15 protein-coding genes and 1 pseudogene are annotated in these 19,428 nt (G+C 69.5%); 5 read left to right on the top strand and 11 right to left on the bottom strand.

Features of this window, described 5'->3' with window-relative positions; translation table 11 throughout:
- Window positions 1-179: 179 nt before the first annotated feature.
- From Y710_RS04485 to Y710_RS04460, 6 genes and pseudogenes are all read right to left on the bottom strand, one after another.
- A complete protein-coding gene (locus Y710_RS04485; protein WP_045538761.1) occupies window positions 180-890 on the bottom strand; it encodes an MTB12 C-terminal domain-containing protein in 711 nt (236 codons plus the stop codon).
- Between the two features lie 120 nt (window positions 891-1,010).
- Window positions 1,011-1,691, bottom strand: a pseudogene (locus tag Y710_RS04480) (response regulator transcription factor).
- Window positions 1,688-2,926, bottom strand: coding sequence for a sensor histidine kinase (locus Y710_RS04475; protein WP_231650258.1), 1,239 nt, complete (start codon window positions 2,924-2,926; stop codon window positions 1,688-1,690). Before Y710_RS04475 ends, Y710_RS04480 begins: the two are co-directional and overlap by 4 nt.
- A gap of 733 nt (window positions 2,927-3,659) precedes the next feature.
- Window positions 3,660-4,301: a hypothetical protein gene (locus Y710_RS04470; RefSeq protein WP_006896112.1), complete on the bottom strand. Its 642-nt coding sequence runs from the start codon at window positions 4,299-4,301 to the stop codon at window positions 3,660-3,662.
- A gap of 432 nt (window positions 4,302-4,733) precedes the next feature.
- Entirely contained in the window at window positions 4,734-5,375 is a 642-nt protein-coding gene (locus Y710_RS04465; protein WP_045538757.1) for a potassium channel family protein, read from the bottom strand.
- 31 nt (window positions 5,376-5,406) lie between these two features.
- Window positions 5,407-6,792: a TrkH family potassium uptake protein gene (locus tag Y710_RS04460; RefSeq protein WP_006896110.1), complete on the bottom strand. Its 1,386-nt coding sequence runs from the start codon at window positions 6,790-6,792 to the stop codon at window positions 5,407-5,409.
- 106 nt (window positions 6,793-6,898) lie between these two features.
- Between Y710_RS04460 and Y710_RS04455 the strand changes: the two genes are divergently transcribed.
- On the top strand, window positions 6,899-8,371 hold the full coding sequence (locus tag Y710_RS04455) for an amidase (protein ID WP_062366524.1): 1,473 nt from the start codon (window positions 6,899-6,901) through the stop codon (window positions 8,369-8,371).
- A gap of 29 nt (window positions 8,372-8,400) precedes the next feature.
- The gene (locus Y710_RS04450) at window positions 8,401-9,105 is read left to right on the top strand and encodes a GntR family transcriptional regulator (RefSeq protein ID WP_039867311.1); all 705 of its coding nucleotides are present in this window, start codon (window positions 8,401-8,403) and stop codon (window positions 9,103-9,105) included.
- A gap of 5 nt (window positions 9,106-9,110) precedes the next feature.
- On the opposite strand, the gene Y710_RS04445 is transcribed toward Y710_RS04450, so the two are convergent.
- From Y710_RS04445 to Y710_RS04435, 3 genes are read right to left on the bottom strand one after another with little or no spacing between them, the layout of a single operon-like run.
- Complete coding sequence (locus Y710_RS04445; protein WP_062366522.1) at window positions 9,111-10,583, bottom strand: NAD-dependent succinate-semialdehyde dehydrogenase; 1,473 nt, start codon at window positions 10,581-10,583, stop codon at window positions 9,111-9,113.
- 24 nt (window positions 10,584-10,607) lie between these two features.
- A complete protein-coding gene (locus tag Y710_RS04440) occupies window positions 10,608-13,529 on the bottom strand; it encodes an FAD-binding and (Fe-S)-binding domain-containing protein (protein WP_062366520.1) in 2,922 nt (973 codons plus the stop codon).
- Between the two features lie 4 nt (window positions 13,530-13,533).
- The gene (locus Y710_RS04435; RefSeq protein ID WP_006896105.1) at window positions 13,534-14,820 is read right to left on the bottom strand and encodes an aspartate aminotransferase family protein; all 1,287 of its coding nucleotides are present in this window, start codon (window positions 14,818-14,820) and stop codon (window positions 13,534-13,536) included.
- 77 nt (window positions 14,821-14,897) lie between these two features.
- Here Y710_RS04435 and Y710_RS04430 point away from each other — a divergent pair, with 77 nt between their 5' ends.
- Window positions 14,898-15,872 carry a D-2-hydroxyacid dehydrogenase gene (locus Y710_RS04430; protein ID WP_006896104.1) on the top strand — a complete coding sequence of 325 codons (975 nt, stop codon included), beginning with the start codon at window positions 14,898-14,900 and terminating at the stop codon, window positions 15,870-15,872.
- On the opposite strand, the gene Y710_RS04425 is transcribed toward Y710_RS04430, so the two are convergent.
- Window positions 15,854-16,786 carry a LysR substrate-binding domain-containing protein gene (locus Y710_RS04425; RefSeq protein ID WP_062366518.1) on the bottom strand — a complete coding sequence of 311 codons (933 nt, stop codon included), beginning with the start codon at window positions 16,784-16,786 and terminating at the stop codon, window positions 15,854-15,856. The two genes, Y710_RS04430 and Y710_RS04425, sit on opposite strands and share 19 nt — an antisense overlap.
- 134 nt (window positions 16,787-16,920) lie before the next feature.
- Here Y710_RS04425 and Y710_RS04420 point away from each other — a divergent pair, with 134 nt between their 5' ends.
- Together Y710_RS04420 and Y710_RS04415 are read left to right on the top strand one after the other, a co-directional pair.
- On the top strand, window positions 16,921-18,168 hold the full coding sequence (locus Y710_RS04420) for a Glu/Leu/Phe/Val dehydrogenase dimerization domain-containing protein (RefSeq protein ID WP_006896101.1): 1,248 nt from the start codon (window positions 16,921-16,923) through the stop codon (window positions 18,166-18,168).
- Between the two features lie 87 nt (window positions 18,169-18,255).
- Window positions 18,256-18,906, top strand: a complete 651-nt coding sequence (locus Y710_RS04415; RefSeq protein ID WP_006896100.1) for an NAD(P)H-binding protein — start codon at window positions 18,256-18,258, stop codon at window positions 18,904-18,906.
- Between the two features lie 13 nt (window positions 18,907-18,919).
- On the opposite strand, the gene Y710_RS04410 is transcribed toward Y710_RS04415, so the two are convergent.
- Window positions 18,920-19,327, bottom strand: a complete 408-nt coding sequence (locus Y710_RS04410) for a DUF7144 family membrane protein (protein WP_006896099.1) — start codon at window positions 19,325-19,327, stop codon at window positions 18,920-18,922.
- Window positions 19,328-19,428: the final 101 nt, after the last annotated feature.

The following is a 19,428-nucleotide window of genomic DNA, read 5'->3' as shown; positions in this document are numbered from 1 at the left end:
TTCAACTATCTGAAAGTTGAGTCCATTCCACTAAACCCCAGGGGTTGTCAGTGATACAGGACACAGGTCGAATGTAGCCCCACCTGCAACTGTCGTCCGACGTCGACGAGTCTTCGACGCCGCGCTTCGACGAACGTTTCGTCCGGAGCACGCATCGCGCTTCCAGCCGCGTCACACCGTCACAAGCTGCACGGCATCTGTGCGTACGCGGAGATGTCGCACACCGACTTGTCGGACAGCTTCCATGCGCTGTCCTTCCACACCCACCGCAGCGGGATATAGCGCGAGCCCGACCCCGGAAGGGTCATCTGCAGTCGGGCGTTCGCCGTGGTGCCGTTCTGCGTCAACGGGCCCACCACCTGGTACCGGAAGCCGGTGTACGAATACTGCTTCACCAGGTACAGCACTTTCGAGATGGGACCGACCGCGCGGGAACCGCCCTCGAGGAGCTTCGCCTTCTGAGCGGACGACGAATTGCCGGACAGCGTCGTCAACTGGCTGTTGAACTCGGCGAGCGTCGGCGGAGTGGGACCGGATCCCTGCGACTGAGCGGTCGTCGGCGCCTGCTGCCTGGTGGCGACGACGGGGGCTCCGGGTGCGAGTCCGGGCTCGTCGGTCGCCGGCGCGTCTTCGGCGACCGACGCCGACGCGTCGGCCGTGGCCGCCGGGGTCTGCGTTCCGCCCTGGACCGCAGGGGCCTGCTGGGTGTCACCGAGACTCACCACGGTGGCAGGCGATTGCGCAGCAGTCGTGGGAGCGGCACCGCTGAGCATCATGGCGACCACGCCGACCACGACGATCAGGGACGAGATCACGGCAGCCAGACCGGCCGCGGCGATCACCGTCGGCGAATTGACACCGGTACCCGACTGACCTGTTCTCCGACTCATTCTTCCTGCACTCCTGATCGCCCCTGGACGACCGTCTGCCCGGCTGTCCGATCGCGCACCACCGCGCGACACAATTTAGGTAAGGCTAAACTATGCAGTCGAATGCGGCAACGCCGACCTCTACCGTTCGCGCTGCGCCGCGACGACGCCGTTCTCATACGCGCAGATGACCAAGTGCACGCGGTCGCGGGCATCGAGCTTCGTGAGCAGTCGTCAGATATGAGTCTTGACAGTGGTGATCCCCAGGTGCAGGCGGTCGGCGATCTCACCATTGGACAGTCCTGCGGCGACCAGTTCGAACACGTCCCGCTCGCGGTCGGTGAGACGGTCGAGTTCACCGCTGCGCACCGCCGGCCGCTCCGGCGAACGCCCGAGCTCGGTGATGAGTCGCCTGGTGATCGACGGCGAGAGCAACGCATCACCGCGGGCGACGGTGCGAATCGCTTCCAGCATCTGCTCCGGCGGCGTGTCTTTGAGCAGGAACCCACTGGCCCCGCCGCGGAGCGCGGCGAAGACGTATTCGTCGTCGTCGAACGTGGTGACGATCAGCACTCGGGCCGCGGCGTCGTCCGCGACGATCAGACGGGTGGCCTCGATTCCGTCGATGCCGGGCATCCGGATGTCCATCACCACCACGTCGGGCGCAAGCCGGCGGGCGGCGCGGACCGCCTCGCCTCCGTCCCCGGCTTCACCGACAGCGGTCAGGTCGGACGCCGAGTCGATCAGCAGCCGGAATCCGGCGCGCACGAGCTGTTCGTCGTCCACCACCAGCACGGTGGTCGTGTCCGCGGGATCGTTCACGGCGCGCCCGCCGCGTCCGTCACCCGCACGGGCAGTCGTGCCCGGACAGTGAATCCACCGTCCGGATCTGGACCGGCGACGACGTCCCCGCCGAGGAGTTCGACGCGCTCACCGATTCCGGCGAGGCCGAGCCCGGCACCGACCGGATCGGACGGCACCCCGTGTCCGCCGTCGTCGGACACGGTCAGCAACAGGTGGTCCGGACGGTGGGTGAGCCGGACGGTCACCGCGGCGCCCGGAGCATGCTTGACGGCGTTCGTGACGGCCTCCTGAACGATTCGATATCCGGAGAGTTCCACCGCGGGCGGATACGACCTCGGCGGTCCGTCCTCGACGACACTCACCGATACCACCCCATCGTCGCTGATCTGCGCCGCGAGCGCGGTGAGGTCGGCCAACCCGGGGGCCGCAGCCGCGTCGTCCGGCGCAGTTTCGCGGATCTCGCGCAACAGTCCGCGGAGATCGGACAGTGCCGAGCGGCCCGCAGTCTCGATGGTCGCGAGTGCGCGACGTGCCTCCTCGGGCTGCTCGTCGAAGACCACTCGGCCGATCCCGGCACGGACGACGATCATGCTCAGCCCGTGCGAGACGACATCGTGGACCTCGCGCGAGAGGCGGAGATGGTCCTCGGCTCGCAATCGACGCTGCCGCTCCAGCGCCGACAGCCGTTCCTGTTCCCGCACCCGAGCCTGGAACTTCCGTCGGCTCCGCGTCGCGTCGCCGATGATCCAGGCCGGGACGGCGAGAAGCAGGTGAACCGCGTCCTGCTCGATCTCGGGGTGCAGCGAGAAGGCGACCGCTCCGCCGAGCGAGACGACCAACACCGCGCCCGCAGTGACCACCGCCGACAGCCGACGCGCGCAGCGGTCCGCAACCGTGTAGACGGCGATCGGGAACACAAGCCCGGCATCGGATACGAACGGCGTGAACTGCACGCGTAACAGCATCGCGGCCACCGACACCGCGGTGATCACGCACAGAACCGCGACGGGGCGTCGCCGTCGAAGTATCAGCGGAGCCGCGGCCAGCGCCCCGAACGCGGCTTGCGCGGCCGGAGACCCGTGACGGTCGACCACCCCGAGCAGCAGTGGCCCGGTGAACAGCGCGAAGCACGTGATTGCGATCGTCAGATCCACCAGCATCGCGAATCCGCCGGCGCCCAACCGGTTCTCGATTCGAACGTGCCACGGCGGTCGCGCCGACGGCACTGTCGACGGATGCACGGGATCTGCCATGTCTCTCAATCTAGAAAGGATGAGACTCCGGCCGCGTCATTCCGGAGTCCTCGCCTGACGTCCTCCCCCGGTACCACCCCGGCTAGCGGATCGTCTCGGAGTACCGCCGAGAAACCGGCTCGTAAGCCGACGACAGCCGAGACCGCCGGCGGCACCGTTGAGTCATGACCATTTCCACTTCACGTCCCTGCAGCAGTCGTTCCCACATCTCGTCGCTGTCGGCAGCCCTGTTCGGTTCCGCTTTCGTGGCGGGACTGATTCACGGTGCACTCCTCTACGCCGGGCGCTCGCCCGTCCACGAGCAGCATCAGGCCGGTACATCGGCGTGGTGGCAACACGCGGTACTGGCCGGGCTCGCGGCCGCTCTCGCGATGGCCGTCGGCATCCATCGCCGTCGCACGGGTCGCCGCAGACCGGCGGTCCTGCTGCCTCTCGGACGACGGGCGGCTCTTCGTGTCCGACGCACGCTCAGAGCCTCAGCCGCGGGGCAGAGCCGTTGGCGCCTCGCGGCCGCCCTCCCGCCCACCGCACTGCTCGTGTTCTGCGTATACCGCGCCGGCGTCCAGGTCATCGGCGGGCTCGACCCGAACTTCACGGTCAACGCCTGGGGCGGACCCGGTTACATCGGCGCGATGGCGTGCCACTACCTGGACGCAGCACTCCTGATGGCGTCCGCCGCGTTGCTGCTGGACGTGATCCTGCTGCCGGCAGACGACGGTGCGGTCCGTACCGGTCACACCGCGTCGCGTTCACGGGGCACCGCCGCGGGAACCGGGGGACGACCGGACAGGACTCCGTACATCGTCCTACCGTGCCAATCGGTGGTCGCGAAGGGCTCGGCCGCCCAACCCGCCACGAACCAGTCCCGCAATTCCGGCGAGCCGGTCCAGGCGTAAAAAGGCCTGTCGCGCTCGGCGCAGTATCGCTCGACGACCCGCATCATGTCGATGAGCGTGCGACCGCCGCGTCCCCCGGGTTCGACCGTGGTGAGGGTGCAGTTGACCGCGTCCTCGACCGGCGACCACAGCGGCGGCTGTGTCCAGAGCTCGGCCAACCTCTCGCGCAGACCCGGTGTACGTGCCGCCACCTCGACGTCCGCGGGAGTGAGCGGCGGCTCACCGTCTGGCGACAGATCGACGTCGTGCGGCTGCCAGACGAGTACTCCGACCAGCCGCCCGTCGCTGCGGGCGCCCGTGACACACCCGACTCTCAGCAACGGACGAAGGAGCAGGCGAGCGAGCCACTCCCGCTTGTCCGAATCGCCGACGTGCTCGCCCAGCAACCACTGGTAGAGCGGAATCTCCCGGATCCCGTGGGCGGCGAGCCGCACGGCCTCGGTCAGGTCGGTGTCATCAAGGGTGACGATCTCGGTCATTCATGCGGTCCCATCGCTGCGATCCGGTGCTCGACCGCACCGGGTGCCGGAAGAAAGCCGAGAGGCCGCTTCGCAATGAGCGAAGCGACCTCTCGTCGAATCGAGCTACGTCGTCTCGAACTACGGCGTCGCCGGGGTGTCTCCACCGCTGCTGCCGCCGCTGGAACCGAGAGCGTCCATGATCGGGGTCAAGAAGTCGATTTCGAGGCGAAGCGGGCCGTCTGCCATTTTCTACTCTTTTCTCTATCGGGGAGGTCGTCCGATCAGTTGTCAACCGAACGCGTTAATCACGTTGCGCCCTCGTGTCAGATCCATCACAGAATGACGGGTTTTCGTTACAAAACCGTTATCTGGACAGTTGTCGGCGTTCGCCGTGAATACCCGGCCCGACCAGGAGTTATGGGAGAAATCGGCGAATTTCGAGCTCTGGGCTCACTTGTTGTCCGCGAACCGCTCCACGGCCCGCCTCGGACCCGCGACGATCAACACATCGTCCTCATGAACCACGGTGTCGACGCCGGCGAACTCGAACGCGCCGTCACCCTTCTTGATCGCGACGATGGTGACGCCGTAGGTGCTCCGCACTCGGCTCGACTTGAGATCGAGACCGACGAGGTCGTGCGGTACCGACGACTTCCCCATCGCGAACTCGTGGTCGAACTCCGCGTAGTCGAGCAGCCGCCGATCGATGACGAGATGCGCCACTCGCTCGCCCATCTCGTGCTCCGGCAGCACGACGTGATGGGCGCCGACGCGAGTGAGGATGCTCCCGTGCTGACGCGACAAGGCCTTCGCCCAGATGTCGGGAACCTCCAGATCGGCGAGCACCGACGCGGTCAGGACACTGGCCTCGAGGTCGGCCCCGATGCAGACGATCACGTGATCGAACGTCTCGACGCCCAACTGGCGCAGCGCCTGTGGATCCGTCGAATCGATCACCGCGGCGTTCGGCAGGTCGTCGGAGTATCGCTGCACGAGGGCCGGATCGCTGTCCATCGCGAGCACCTCGACGCCCTGATTCACGAGCTCGATCGCCAGCGACGCCCCGAACCGGCCGAGACCGATGACGGCCACGCGCCGCTCGTCGTCGCGAGTCCTTCTGAACCTAGCCAACGATCGGGCGCTCCTCGGGTCGTTCGAATCTGCGGGCCTTCTCCCGCAGCGCGAGAGCCGATCCCAGCGTAATCGGACCGAGGCGGCCGAGCAGCATCAACCCGACCAGAAACAATTGCGCCGCGCCGGGAAGATCCGGCGTGATCCCCGTCGACAGTCCGACGGTGGCGAACGCCGACACCGTCTCGATCAGCACCGTATCGAGGGTGTAGTCGGTGAGGTACATCAGCGCGAGCGTGGCGGCGACGACCGCGCCGACGCCGAGGAGCGCGACGGTGATCGCCTGCCGCTGGACGTCCGGCCCGATCCGCCGCCTCATCGCATGTACGCTCGGCTCACCCCGGATCTCGCTCAAGATCACGTAGCCGAGGATCGCGAAGGTGGTGACCTTGATGCCGCCCGCGGTACCCGCACTGCCGCCGCCGATGAACATCAGGACGTCGGTCACCAGCAGCGAGCTCGACTTCATCGAGCCGACGTCGACGCTGTTGAATCCGGCCGTGCGCGGCGAGACTCCGGAGAACATGCCGGCGAGCAGCTTGTCGGAGAGTCCCAGATGGCCCAGCGTGGCCGGATTGGTCCACTCCGTGGCGGTCAGCGCCACCACGCCGACCACGGCCAGCGCCGCGTAGGTGACCAGTGTCATCCGGGTGTGCAACGACAGCCGCAGCCGGGCGGCGCGGCCCACACCCCGCAGCCTCAGTCCGGCGCGGCGCATCTCGCGCGCCAGCTCGAAGAGCACGGGGAAACCGAGTCCGCCGAGAATCAGCGCCGCCGAAACGGGCACGATGATCCACGGATCGCCGACGAAGCCGACGAGGTTGTCGCTGAAGAGGGCGAACCCGGCGTTGTTGAACGCCGAGACCGCATGGAAGACGCCGAGGTAGGCGGCACGCCCCGTCGACTCGCCGTAGCCGGTCGCGAACCGGACCGCGAGAATCGCCGCGACCACGGCCTCGATCACCACCGTGGTGCCGATCACCCCGAGAATCACCCGCCGGCCGTCGCCGAACACCGTGGACTTCGATTCCCGCTGCGCCGCCATCTGTGTCTGCAGCCGCACCCTCCGTGCGATGAGCAGACCGAAGATCGTCGCCAGCGACATCACCCCGAGTCCGCCCACCTGAATCAACACCAGGATGACCACCTGGCCGAAGCCCGACCAGTGCTCGGCGGTGTCGACGACCGAGAGCCCGGTGACACAGGTCGCCGACGTCGCGGTGAACAACGCCGCCACCAGGCCCGTGCCCCGTCCGTCGGCCGACGACGTCGGAAGCGTCAGCAGCACGGTTCCGGCGACGATGACGAGAACGAAGCCGATCAGGATCAGACGTGCAGGTCGTAGCGCCGGGCGTCGCCGGCCCGCGGCGGGCAGCATTTTCAGAAGACTACCCCGCACAGGCCGGAGACCCTTGACGAACCGACTCGCCTGCGTAGGATTGTCGACAATCAACAGACCGCGATCGAGAGAGACGGTCGATGTCATGAGCACACCGCACGCGAGCACCTGCGCACTCACCGCATTGGAGCTGACCGAGGCCTATCGCGCCGGCACCCTCTCGCCGGTGGAGGCGACCGAAGAAGCTCTTGCTGCGATCACCCGCCTCGACCCCGCGCTGAACGCCTTCTGCCTGGTGGATCCCGAGGGAGCCCGTGCCGCGGCGCGCGCCGCCGAGCAACGCTACCGGCACGGCGATCCGCTCGGCCCGCTCGACGGCGTACCCGTGACGATCAAGGACATCTTCCTCACCGCGGACCACCCGACACTCCGCGGCTCGCGACTGCTGGCGGACGGGCAGGCGGCCGCCCCTCCGACCGACGACGCCCCCGCCGTGGCCGCGACGCGCGATGCCGGCTGCGTGGTCCTCGGCAAGACCACCACACCCGAGTTCGCGTGGAAAGCGGTGACCGATTCTCCGCTGACCGGGATAACGCGGAACCCCTACGACCCGGCACTGACTCCCGGTGGATCCAGCGGCGGGTCGGCGGCCGCCGTCGCCGCCGGACTCGGCCCGCTGTCGGTCGGCACCGACGGCGGCGGGTCGGTCCGGATCCCCGCCTCCTTCACTGGAACGGTCGCGCTGAAACCCACCTACGGCGTGGTGCCGATGTACCCGTCCAGCCCGTTCGGGACCCTCGCGCACGCCGGTCCGATGACCCGAACTGTCACGGACGCCGCCGCGTATATGGATGTGCTGGTCCGGCCGGACTACCGCGACTGGTCCGCGGTGCCGGCACAGGCGACGGCCCCCGAGCCCGGGGGATTTCTCGCGGCCGTGCTCGAGGGCACCCGCGCCGACCGCCCGCTTTCCGGCCTGCGGATCGCGTACAGCCGCGACCTCGGCTTCGGCACCAACCATCGAGACGTCGAGCGAGAGGTGAGCGCCGCGGCACGGACGCTCGAGAGCCTCGGCGCGCGGGTCGAGGAAGTGACGCTGGAACTCGCCGACCCGGCCGATGCCTTCCACGTCCTCTGGTTCGCCGGAGCCGCGGCCGTTCTGAAGCCGTTCGGCGACGATGTGTCCGACCGGATCGACCCCTCCCTTCGCGCGGCCCTGCACCGGCATTCGGAGTTCACCGCGCAGCACTACCTCGACGCCGTCGCCGTGCGGATGGCGCTCGGCGTCCAACTCGGCGCACTGCACACGGACTACGACCTGCTGCTGACTCCCACCACCCCCGTGCCGGCATTCCCGGTCGGGAGCGACGTCCCTCCGGGATGGCCCGACGACGACTGGACCTCGTGGACGCCGTACACCTACCTTTTCAATATGACTCAGCAACCCGCACTGTCGGTGCCGTGCGGCGTCACCGACAGCGGCCTTCCGGTCGGCGCTCAGCTCATCGGACCGCGCTTCGCCGATCTGCTGGTGATGCGGGCGGGAGCCGCGTTGCAGGCGGCAGTCGCCGACCGCGTACCGCGACCGCGGATCCACGCATGCTCCGAAGAAGCGTGAAGACGGGAAGCGGGATGACGGGAAGCGTGATGACAGCGAGCGACCGTCCGGCGAGTTCGTTGGAACCCGTCGTCCAGGAATCGACCCCCGCGATCATCGCCCGCGCCCTGCGCCGGGCGATCTCCGCCGGAGAGTTCCCGCCCGGATCCCAACTCGGCGAAGCCACCCTGGCGAAGCAGCTCGGAGTCAGCCGGGGACCGTTGCGCGAGGCGATGCAGCGGCTCACCCAGGAGGGACTCCTGATCTCGCGCCGCAATCGGGGCCTGTTCGTTCCCGAACTGACCGCCGACGCCGTCGCCGACATGTACCTGCTGCGTACGACGATCGAACGCGCCGCGGTGGAGCGGATCCTCGCGGCCGGAACGGGGCCGTCATGCGCCGACCGTCTCGACGCCGTGGTCGCGCGGATGTCGGCGGCTGCGACGAGACGCGACTCCCCTGCGATGATGGCCGCCGACCTGGAGTTCCACCGCACCATCGTGGAGTCCGCCGAGAGCGACCGGCTCTCGCGGGTGCACGAGACGGTGATCGTCGAGACGAGCATGTGTCTTCGGGCCATGGCGCCGACATACGCTCCTGGCTCGGACCGGGTGTCGGAGCACCGCGAGATCGCCGACGCCGTTCGCGCCGGCGACCGGACTCGTGCGGTCGCCGTCCTGGAAGCGCACATGAGCGACGGGCTGGCCCGGTTGACCGGCGGCACAGCCGAACCGGCCGCCGGCCACCTGCCGTAGCGGGCCTAGGTCGCGTTCCGCACCGGCATCGCCACGTACTTGGTCTCCAAGAACTCGTCGATGCCGGAGAATCCGCCCTCCCGGCCGAGACCCGATTGCTTCACGCCGCCGAACGGTGCCGCGGGATTCGAGACCAGCCCGGTGTTGAATCCCACCATCCCGGTCTCCAGTCGCTCGGCGATGGAGAAGCCGCGATCCGCGGACTCGGTCATCACATAGGAGACGAGACCGAACTCCGTGTTGTTCGCGAGTTCGACGGCCTCGTCGTCGGAGTCGAACGGCACCAACGCGGCCACCGGCCCGAAGATCTCCGTGCGCACCATCTCGGCGTCGGACGCGACGCCGGTCAGGACCGTCGGCGGGTAGAACCATCCGCGCCCCTCGGGCCGCTCGCCGCCGCACAGTACCTCCGCACCGCGGGAGACGGCGTCGCGCACCAGATCGTCGACCTTGTCGACGGCGGCGCGGTTCACCAACGGACCCACATCGGTGCCGTCGACCGCCCCGTCTCCGACGGTCAGCTCCGACATCCGGGTAGTCAGCCGCCCGGCGAAGTCTCCGATCACCGAACGGTGCACCAGGATCCGGTTGGCGGCCGTGCACGCCTCGCCCATGTTCCGCATCTTGGCCGCGAGGACTGCCTCGATCGCGACATCGAGATCGGCGTCCTCGCAGACGACGAACGGGGCATTGCCGCCCAGTTCCATCGACGTCCGCAGCACTCCGCGGGCGCATTGTTCGAGCAGCGACTTGCCGACGTCGGTGGAGCCGGTGAACGACAGCTTGCGCGCCTTGCCCGAATCGATCCACGGCTCGACGACCGAGCCGGCCGACGAGGTGCAGACCACCGAGAGGACTCCGTCGGGCAGCCCCGCCTCGCGCAGCAGATCGGTGACGTACAGGGAGGTCAGCGGGGTGAGGCTGGCCGGCTTGTAGACCATCGTGCAACCGGCGGCGATGGCCGGCCCGATCTTTCGCGCGACCATCGCGAGCGGAAAGTTCCACGGCGTGATCAGGATGCACGGTCCCACCGGTTCCTGGGTGACGATGATCCGCGACTTGCCGTCGGGACTGCGCCGCGCATCGCCGCGGATCCGCACGGCCTCCTCGGCGAACCAGCGGAAGAATTCGGCGCCGTACGCCACCTCGCCGCGGGACTCGGCCAGCGGTTTGCCCATCTCCGCGGTCATCACCGCCGCGACCTCGTCAGCCCGTTCGGTGAGGAGTTCGTACGCTCTCCGCAGGATCTCCGACCGCTCGCGCGCGGGGGTCGCCGCCCACTCGCGCTGGTGTGCCGCCGCCGAGTCGATCGCCGCGACCGCATCGCTCTCGCCACCGTCGGCGAGCGTCGCCAGCACCTCTCCGGTGGCCGGGTTCTCGACGTCGAACGTGCTGCCGGAAGACGCCTGGCGCCAGCGTCCGTCGATGTGGATGCCGGTGCCTAGACCGGCGATGATGTCGGCGACGGAACGGGTCATGACATACCTCCTGTGATGATTGAGCTATCGGGGTCCTCCCCCGCCGGCCGCGGGGTCGGCGGAGTGCGATTCGAGTGGGTCCGGGTCGAGCAGTTCCAGCAGATGCCGTCCTCGCCGGTCGGCGCCCGTGGCTCCGCCGGCGGCCGGATCGGTGACGGCGAGGCGACGGATCGCGGTGGCGCACGAGAAGCCGTCGGTGAGCACCGGAGTGTCGGGATGACGCCGCAGTGCGGGCGCCAGCGATTGCTCGGCCACCGCGTCCGACACCTCCTCATGACCGGCGGTGAAACCGAAATCGCCTGCCACACCGCAACACCCGGTCGCCTCGACGATGCTGCCGACGCCGAGTGCGGTGAGCGTCGCACGCTGGACCCGGTTTCCGAAGGTCGCGTATTCGTGGCAGTGAGTCTGAAGCACCACCGCCTCAGGTGGTCCGTCCGGCCACTGTGGCGCACGCCCTTGCTCTGCGAGGCGCCCCAGGTGCACCGCCACCGATCGTACGCGCGCCGCCACGCGGCGTGCCCGCTCCGCATCGGCCGCACCCACCGACTCCTCCGAGAGCAGTCGCGGCAGATCCTCGCGCAGTGCCGCGGCGCAGCTCGGCTCCACGACGACGATCGGCGCCTCCGGGTCGAGGGCGTCGAGATGCCGGGCCGTGCGCCGCAACGTCCTGCGGGCGGCGTCGAGCCGACCGGTGGTGATCTGAGTGAGCCCGCAGCAGTGGTGCTCGCTGCAGGCGACCGCGGCGTGGACGCCGCCGAGCACCCGGACAGCCGCACCGGCCACCTCCGGACGCAGCCCCCGGGTGAACGAGTCGAGGAACAGCACCACCTCGGCCGGTCCGGGCGCGCCGACACTGTCCGGAGCGCGTCCGAGTTCGGCGCGCAGCCGCGCTGCGGACGCGAACTGCGGCAGCACCCGGCCCTGCGCCAGACCGCCCAGCCGCGCACCGGCGCGGCCGGCCCGCGAGGCCAGCAGCCGGTTCAGCGGTCCGGCGGCGTACGGGGTGAACCGCAGCCACGTGGGCAGCAGACCGAGCGTGTAGTGCGCCCGCGGCCGCAGCCGTCGGGCATATCTGCGGTGCAGCGCCTCGGACTTCATCGCCGCCATGTCCACACCCGTCGGGCAGTCGGACGAGCACGCCTTGCACGCCAGACACAACTCCAACGATTCGGCGACCATCGGTGAGTCCCAGTCCGCGGCGGCACCGCCCCGGACCAGTTCCTGCAGCACCCTCGCGCGGCCGCGCGTGGAGTCCTTCTCGTCGCCGGTGGCCCGGTAGGACGGACACATCACTCCGCCCGAGTGAGTCCGGCACCGTCCGATGCCGATGCACGACTGGGCGGGATGCGGGTCGACGTCGGCCAGCGCGAGGTCGGCGTCGATCGGCCGGGTGGCCCGGAGTCCGCCCGGCGCGAGCAGGCCCCGAGGGTCCCAGATCGACGCAAAGCGGTCGAAGGCCGTCAGCATCTCGTCGGAGTACATGATCGGCAGCAGCTCCGACCGCGCGCGTCCGTCGCCGTGCTCCCCGGAGAGCGAGCCCTCGTAGCGCACCACGAGGTGCGCGGCATCGGTGCAGAACTCGCGGAACACGGTGCGCCCCTGCGAGGTCCGCAGATCGAAGTCGATTCGGATGTGCATGCAGCCGGCGCCGAAGTGGCCGTACATTACGCCGGTGAGACCGTGCCGGCCGAGCAGGTCGCGGAAGTCGGCGAGGTAGTCGGCCAGCAGGTCCGGCCGCACGGCGGCGTCCTCCCAGCCGGGCCAGGTGGAGATGGTCTCGCCCGTCGCGGGATCGGTGAGCCGCGAGCTGAGTCCGGCGCCGTCCTCGCGTACGCGCCACAGGTCGGCGCGCTCCGCGGGATCGTGCACCTGGCGGACGTCGACCGGGTGTCCGGCGGTCCGCAGCTCGTGCACCAGTTCATCGGCCGCGTCGGCACCGCGGTCGGTCTCGATGAACAGCCATGCGTGCCCGGAGGGCAGATCGGCCACCGCGTCGGCGCCGCGCCGGCGGCGCATCGTCTCCACGATCACCTCGTCGACCCCTTCGACGGCGGTGGGTCCGTGGAGCAGCAGCAACGGCACGTCGCGCGCCGCGTCGACGATGTCGGCGTATCCGGCCACGATCAGCGAGGTGGTCGCGGGCCGCGGTACCAGCGCGACCGTGGCCGAGGTGATGACGCCGCACGTTCCCTCGCTGCCGACCAGCGCACGGGCGACGTCGAAGCCCTCCTCGGGAAGCAGATGCCTGAGGTGATAGCCGGACACCTGCCGCGGAATGCGTCCCAGCTCGGTCCTGATGGCGGCGAGGTGGTCGGCGGCCAGCGCGCGCAACTCCGACTCGAGGTGTTCGGCGCGCGCCGCGGCCTGGGTGTCGGCGGGATCGGTGGCCCTGATTCCGTTGCGGGTGGCGGTGACCCGCAGTCCGTCGGCGGTGACCAGGGCGAGTTCGACGACGTGATCGGCGGTGCGGCCGTAGCGCACCGAGTGGTTGCCGCAGGCGTCGTTGCCGACAGCCCCGCCGAGGCAGGCACGGGTCTGGCTCGACGGGTCCGGGGCGAAGGTCAGGCGATCGCCGGTGGACGCGTGCACCGCTGCCCGCAGCGCGGTGAGCACCACCCCGGCCTGTGCCGTGGCCGTACCCGCTTCCTCGTCCACGCGGAGCACCCGGTTCATGTGGCGCGAGAGATCGATGACCAGTCCGTCACCGATCGAGTTGCCCGACATCGAGGTGCCGCCTCCGCGGGCGGTCACCGGCACTCCGAGACGGTGACAGACGGTGAGCGCCGCGGACACCTCTCCCTCCGACCGGGGGAAGAGCACCGCCGCGGGCACCACGCGGTAGTTGGAGGCGTCGTAGGAGTACTCGGCGAGACGCCGCGGAGAGGACTCCGGGGCCAGTCCTTCCGCGCGGAGTGCATCGATCAGCGCGGCGGGGACTGTCATGAGATCAGCCTCCCACTACACGCTCCACGGCGCGAATGAATCTCTCCGTGCCGGTGGCGACCTCGTCTGCGGTGACGGTCAGCGGCGGGATGATCCGGACGATGGCCCCGATGGGTCCGCAGGTGAGGGTCAGCAGATCCTCGTCGATGCACGCCCGCTGCACGGCGCCCGCCAGCCGCACCGCCTCGGCCGAGTCCGGGCTCCCCGCATTGGCCGTCGGATCGCCGAATTCGACGGCCAGCATCAGTCCGGTTCCGCGGATGTCGCAGATCTCATCGACGCCGTCAAGCCCTGCGCGCAGGCCGTCGAGCAATTGCGCGCCGCGTACGCGCGCATTCTCCACCAGCCCTTCCCGTTCGATCACCTCGAGCGTGGCCACGCCGGCGGCCGCCGCGACCGCGTTGCCGCCGTAGGTCCCGCCCTGCGACCCCGGCCAGGCCTTCGCCATGATCGCCTCGGGCGCCGCGATCGCCGAGATCGGAAACCCCGAGGCGATGCCCTTGGCGGTGATGATGACATCGGGCACCAGCCCGTCGGTGTGCTGATGCCCCCAGAATCGTCCGGTGCGACCGACGCCCGCCTGCACCTCGTCGAGCACCAGCAGCGCGCCGTGCCGTCGGGTCCGCTCGCGCAGGCCGGCGAGGTATGCGGGCGGGACCGCGAGGTATCCGCCGTCGCCGAGGACGGGTTCGATCAGAACCGCGGCCAGTTCGTCGGGATGAATCCGAGTGCCGAGGAGGTAGTCGAACTCCTTGAGCGCGTAGTCGACGGCCTCGTCCTCCGACAGTCCCAGCCGCAGGGCGTCGGGGAACGGGGTGGTCGCGACACCGGCCATCAGCGGTCCGAACCCGGCCGAGAACTTGGTGCCCGCCGAGGTGAGCGAGGCGGCGGCCACGGTGCGGCCGTGGAATCCGCGCTGCACCGTGACGATGTACTGGCGCCGCGTCGCCATCCGCGCCAGCCGGACCGCGGCCTCGACCGCCTCCGACCCGGAGTTGGCGTAGAAAACCGAGTCGATCCCGTCCGGCAGATGTTCGCCGAGCTTCTCGGTGAGCCGCAACAGCGGTTGGTGCATCACCGTCGTGTACTGCGCGTGGATGATCTTGGCGCACTGCTCCTGCGCGGCGGCCACCACGTCGGGATGACAGTGACCGGTGCTGGTGACACCGATCCCCGTGGTGAAGTCGAGATAGCGGCGGCCGTCCGTGCCGTGTATCCACGATCCGGACGCGTGGTCGACGACGACCGGAGTCGCCTGCTTCAGAACCGGAGACAGGGACGCGCTGCTCATGTGGTCAGTGTGTCCCCCCGCACATCGACTGTCAACGGTAGGATTGTCGACAATCTGGCGACCGTTACGGTGGAACCATGTCCGACCGCAGACCCATCGTCGTCCTGCTCACCGCCGACGGAGTCGAGCCGCCAGCCGACCTCGACGCGATGGCCCGGATCGCCGAGATCCGCACCGCGACGGACGGCACCCTCGCCGACGCGCTACCCGGCGCCGACGTCCTGCTGGTCTGGGACATCTTCTCCGACGCCCTGTCGCGCGCCTGGCACGCGGCGGACGCGCTGCGATGGGTGCACGTGGCCGCGGCCGGCGTGGACGCGATCCTGTTCGACGGGCTCCGGTCGTCGTCCGTACGGGTCACCAATGCGCGCGGCGTCTTCGACGAGCCGATCGCCGAATACGTGCTGGCCTGCATTCTGGCGCACGACAAGCTCCTCCACGAGACCGAGGAGTTCAGGCGCGAGGAGCGGTGGGTGCACCGGGAGACCCGGCGCGTCGCCGGCCGCCGTGCGCTGGTGGTCGGAACCGGGGGCATCGGGCGAGCCACGGCCCGGCTGCTGCGGCGCGTGGGGCTGCAGGTGCGCGGTGCCGGCCGACGGCCCCGCGAGGACGATCCCGACTTCGGCGTGGTCGTCGACTCGGCCGACCTCGCCGCCCACCTCACCGACGTGGACCACCTGGTGATGGTCGCGCCCCTGACGGAGACGACTCGGGGGATGCTCGGCGCCGGGCAGTTGGCGACCCTGCCCGACGGCGCGCACGTCGTCAACGTCGGGCGAGGCGCCCTGGTGGATCAGTCCGCGCTCACCGCCGAGATCGCGGCCGGACGGCTCTCGGCGCATCTCGACGTTCTCGACACCGAGCCGCTTCCCGCCGATGACCCGCTGTGGACGCTGCCCGGCGCGCACATCAGCCCGCACATGTCGGGCGACGTGATCGGCTGGCGCGGCACGCTCTCCGACCAGTTCCTCGGCATGCTGACCGACTACGCCGCAGGGCGCGATCCCGGGCCCGCCGTCGACAAGCAACGCGGTTACGTTCCCGGCCGCTGACCGCCCGGAGCCCGGAGTCCCACTTCCACCGCGGCCTCGGCCATCGCGTCGATGAATGCCTGCAGCGACGATCGGTCCGAGTCCCTGGTGCGGTACGCGATCGACAGGTTGCGCTCGAATCTCCCGGCCAGCGGCGTCAGCTCCGCGCCCGGCGGCGGTGTCATCCCACCGAGGTCGGACACCAGTGTCACACCTTGACCGGCGGCGACGAGCGCCAGCGCGGTCGACTGCTCGCCGACGACGTGCCGCACATCCGGTTCGAATCCCGCCTCCCGGCATGCCAGGCGCACCGCGCGGCCGAAGTGCGAACGCGAGTCGGACAGGATCCATGCGTCGGCAGCCAGTCCCGCGAGGTCGATCGGGTCGGGACCGGCGGCACCCGCGGGCGCCGCGACGTACATCCGCTCCACCGCGATCGTCTGCCGTTCCAGGGTGCGGATCCGCGGCATCGCGTAGTTCGAGTAGTCGATGACGAATGAGAGGTCGAGCGAACCGTCGCGCACCGCATCGGAACCCGCCTCGGGCGCCAGTTCCACCGACCGCACCGAGACTCCCGGCGCTCGCCGTTCGAGAATCGCCAGTCCGGTCGGCAGGAGCCCCGTCGCCACCGACGCCCACACGCCGGCGCGGAGCGTGGCGGACGAGGCACCGCGCAGTGATTCGATCGCGTTGCCCGCGCTCTCGACCGCGTCGAGGATCGACTCGGAGTGATCGGCGAGCACCATGCCGGCCTCGGTGAGTGAGATGCGGCGTCCGTGCCGTTCGAACAACGGAGTCTCCGCCTCCCGCTCCAGGAGCGAAAGCTGTTGGGACACTGCGGACGCCGAATAGTGGAGGGCGTCGGCCACCGCGGTGACCGTGCCGCGGTACCGAAGCTCCCGAAGCAGTTTCAGGCGGTGCAGCGAGACCTCCATGCATCGAGCCTAATCGGTAAAGCTGAACGGTCGTCTTCACAAATTCCACATGGACCCGGGCGCATCCGGAATCCGATGATGAGGACGACGGCGGATGTACGCACCCGCGAGATCGACCGTGAGGAGGACCGGCCATGACGCTCACCCCGACCGACCCGGCTGCCGCAGGCGGTCTGCCCCCGACCGAGGGCGTTCTGCACGAGACCGTCCTGCCCGCGCCCGGCTCCGGCGGGCGTCGACCGCCGTTTCTGCGCATCGAATGGGTCGACGACGAGACCGGCGCCGTGGGCTACCTCGTGATCGACACTCTGGTGCACGGGATGGCGACCGGCGGAACTCGCATGCGCGCGGGTTGCACCGTCGACGAGGTGGCCGATCTGGCACGCGGAATGTCGAACAAGACGGCGGCCTTCGACCTGCCCGTCGGCGGTGCGAAGGGCGGCATCGATTTCGATCCCAAGGATCCGCGGGCCGTCGATGTACTGACCCGCTACTGCGAGGCGATGCGTCCCTTCCTCGACAACCATTGGGTCACCGCCGAGGATCTCGGAGTGTCGCAGGAGCGGATCGACACCGTCTTCGCCCGTCTCGGGATGCGGCAGTCGTATCACGCGGCGATCGAGCGGTCGCCGGACCCGCGCGCGACCGCCGACCGCGTCTTCGCGGGTCTCAACGCCTACGCGCCCGGAGGACGCCTCGGCGACGTGGTCGGTGGCTACGGCGTCGCGCAGGCCGCTCTGGCCGCGGCCGGGGTTCGCGGCTGGGCGGTGCCGGAGACGACGATCGCGGTCCAGGGCGCCGGGACGATGGGCGGCGGCGCCGCGTTCTATCTGCACGAAGCCGGTGCGCGCGTGGTGGCCTTGGCCGATGCCGCCGGGACGCTCTACGACCCGGACGGGCTCGACGTCCCCGGGCTGCTCGACGCACGGGATGAGTACGGCGAGATCGATCGGACCGCGGTGCCGTCGCGGGTGATGCGCCTGCCTCGCGAGGCAGTTCTGGCGACCGCGTGCGACATCCTGGTCCCCGCGGCCGTGTCGTACGCGATCACCGGCGCAGGGTGCGGCGACGTCCGAGCGCGGATCGTGGTGGAAGCCGCGAACGCTCCGACCACCGCCGACGCCGAACTGGATCTCACCGCCCGCGGTATCGCCGTGATCCCCGACTTCATCGCCAACGCCGGCGCCGTCGCCTGGGCGTGGTGGCTGCTGCTCGGCCAGGTGGGCGAGGACTACCGCGACTCGTTCGACCGGTTGCGCACCCGGATGGATGCGAAGGTCTCGTCATTGCTGACCGGGTGGACACCGTCCGCCGGCCCCATCCGCTGGGCCGCCGACGTCTCCGCGCGCTCGCGCTCCGCGGAGCCGCTGGTGGTTCCGTAGCCCGACTCCGCGTAGGCGCGTCGGCGGGGTGACGCCCGACGCCGCGCGACCCGGCGGCGAGCGTAACGCACGCGTACGGTCGAGTGCATGGCTCACATCGCGATCATCGGCGGTCACGGAAAGATCGCCCTACTCCTGGCTCCCCTGCTCATCGCGCGTGGCGACGCGGTCACGTCGATCATCCGCAACGCGGACCATGCCGCAGACGTCGAGGCGACGGGCGCACGGGCACTGATCCTCGACATCGAGAACTCGACTGAGGGTCAGATCGCCGAGGCGTTGACGGGCACCGACGCCGTGGTCTTCAGCGCGGGCGCGGGCGGCGGCGACCCGGCACGCACGTACGCCGTCGACCGCGATGCGGCAATCGCCACGATGCACGCCGCGCAGTCCGCGGGTGTTCGGCGCTTCGTGATGGTCTCCTACCTCGGCGCCGGCCCCGATCACGGCGTGCCCGAGAGCGACTCGTTCTTCCCGTACGCCGAGGCCAAAGCCGCTGCTGACACGGCTCTGCGCTCGGCTGACCTCGACTGGACAATTCTGATGCCCGGCCGGCTGACGCTCGACGAACCGACCGGCGCGATCGACCCGGGCGCGACGCGCTCACCCGACAATCCCGGTACGTCGCGGGCGAACGTCGCACTGGTCGCCGCCGCGGTCCTCGCGACACCGTCGACGACAGGAAAGGACATCGCGTTCACCGACGGCGACGTACCCGTCGATCAAGCGGTGCGCTGACACCTACCGCCGATCAAGCGGACTTCCAGGTGGCGACCGCCCAGATGACGACCAGGTCGAGGGCGATGAGCAAGATGGACCACCAGGGGTAGTACGGCAGCCAGAGGAAATTGGCGATGATCGACAGCGATGCGATGACGATGGCCGCGACGCGCGCCCACACCGCACCGGTGAACATGCCGATCGCGATGATCATCGCGAGGACGCCCACCACGATGTGGATCCAGCCCCACGCGGTGGTGTCGAACTGGTAAACGTACTGCGGGCCGACGACGATCAGGTCGTCGTTGACGACCGCCGAAATACCCTGGAACAGACCGAGAAGACCGGCGACGAAGAGCAGGATCGCAGCGGCGAACGTGGCTCCGCCTGCGAGGCCCTGCCGTACCGGATGCGATTCGCGTTGATCGGGAACGGACATGAGAGAACTCCCATCGTGTTGATCGTCTGGCCCCATCATCGCGCTCGGCCATCCCTCGCACAACACCCTTTGCGAGTGATTCCGACGGCACGGGAGAATCC

This window comes from Gordonia sp. QH-12, from assembly GCF_001578675.1.
GTDB classification, from domain to species: Bacteria; Actinomycetota; Actinomycetes; order Mycobacteriales; family Mycobacteriaceae; genus Gordonia; species Gordonia sihwensis.
Note: the sequence above shows the minus strand (reverse complement) of the source record. Positions and strands in the feature narration are given on the sequence as shown.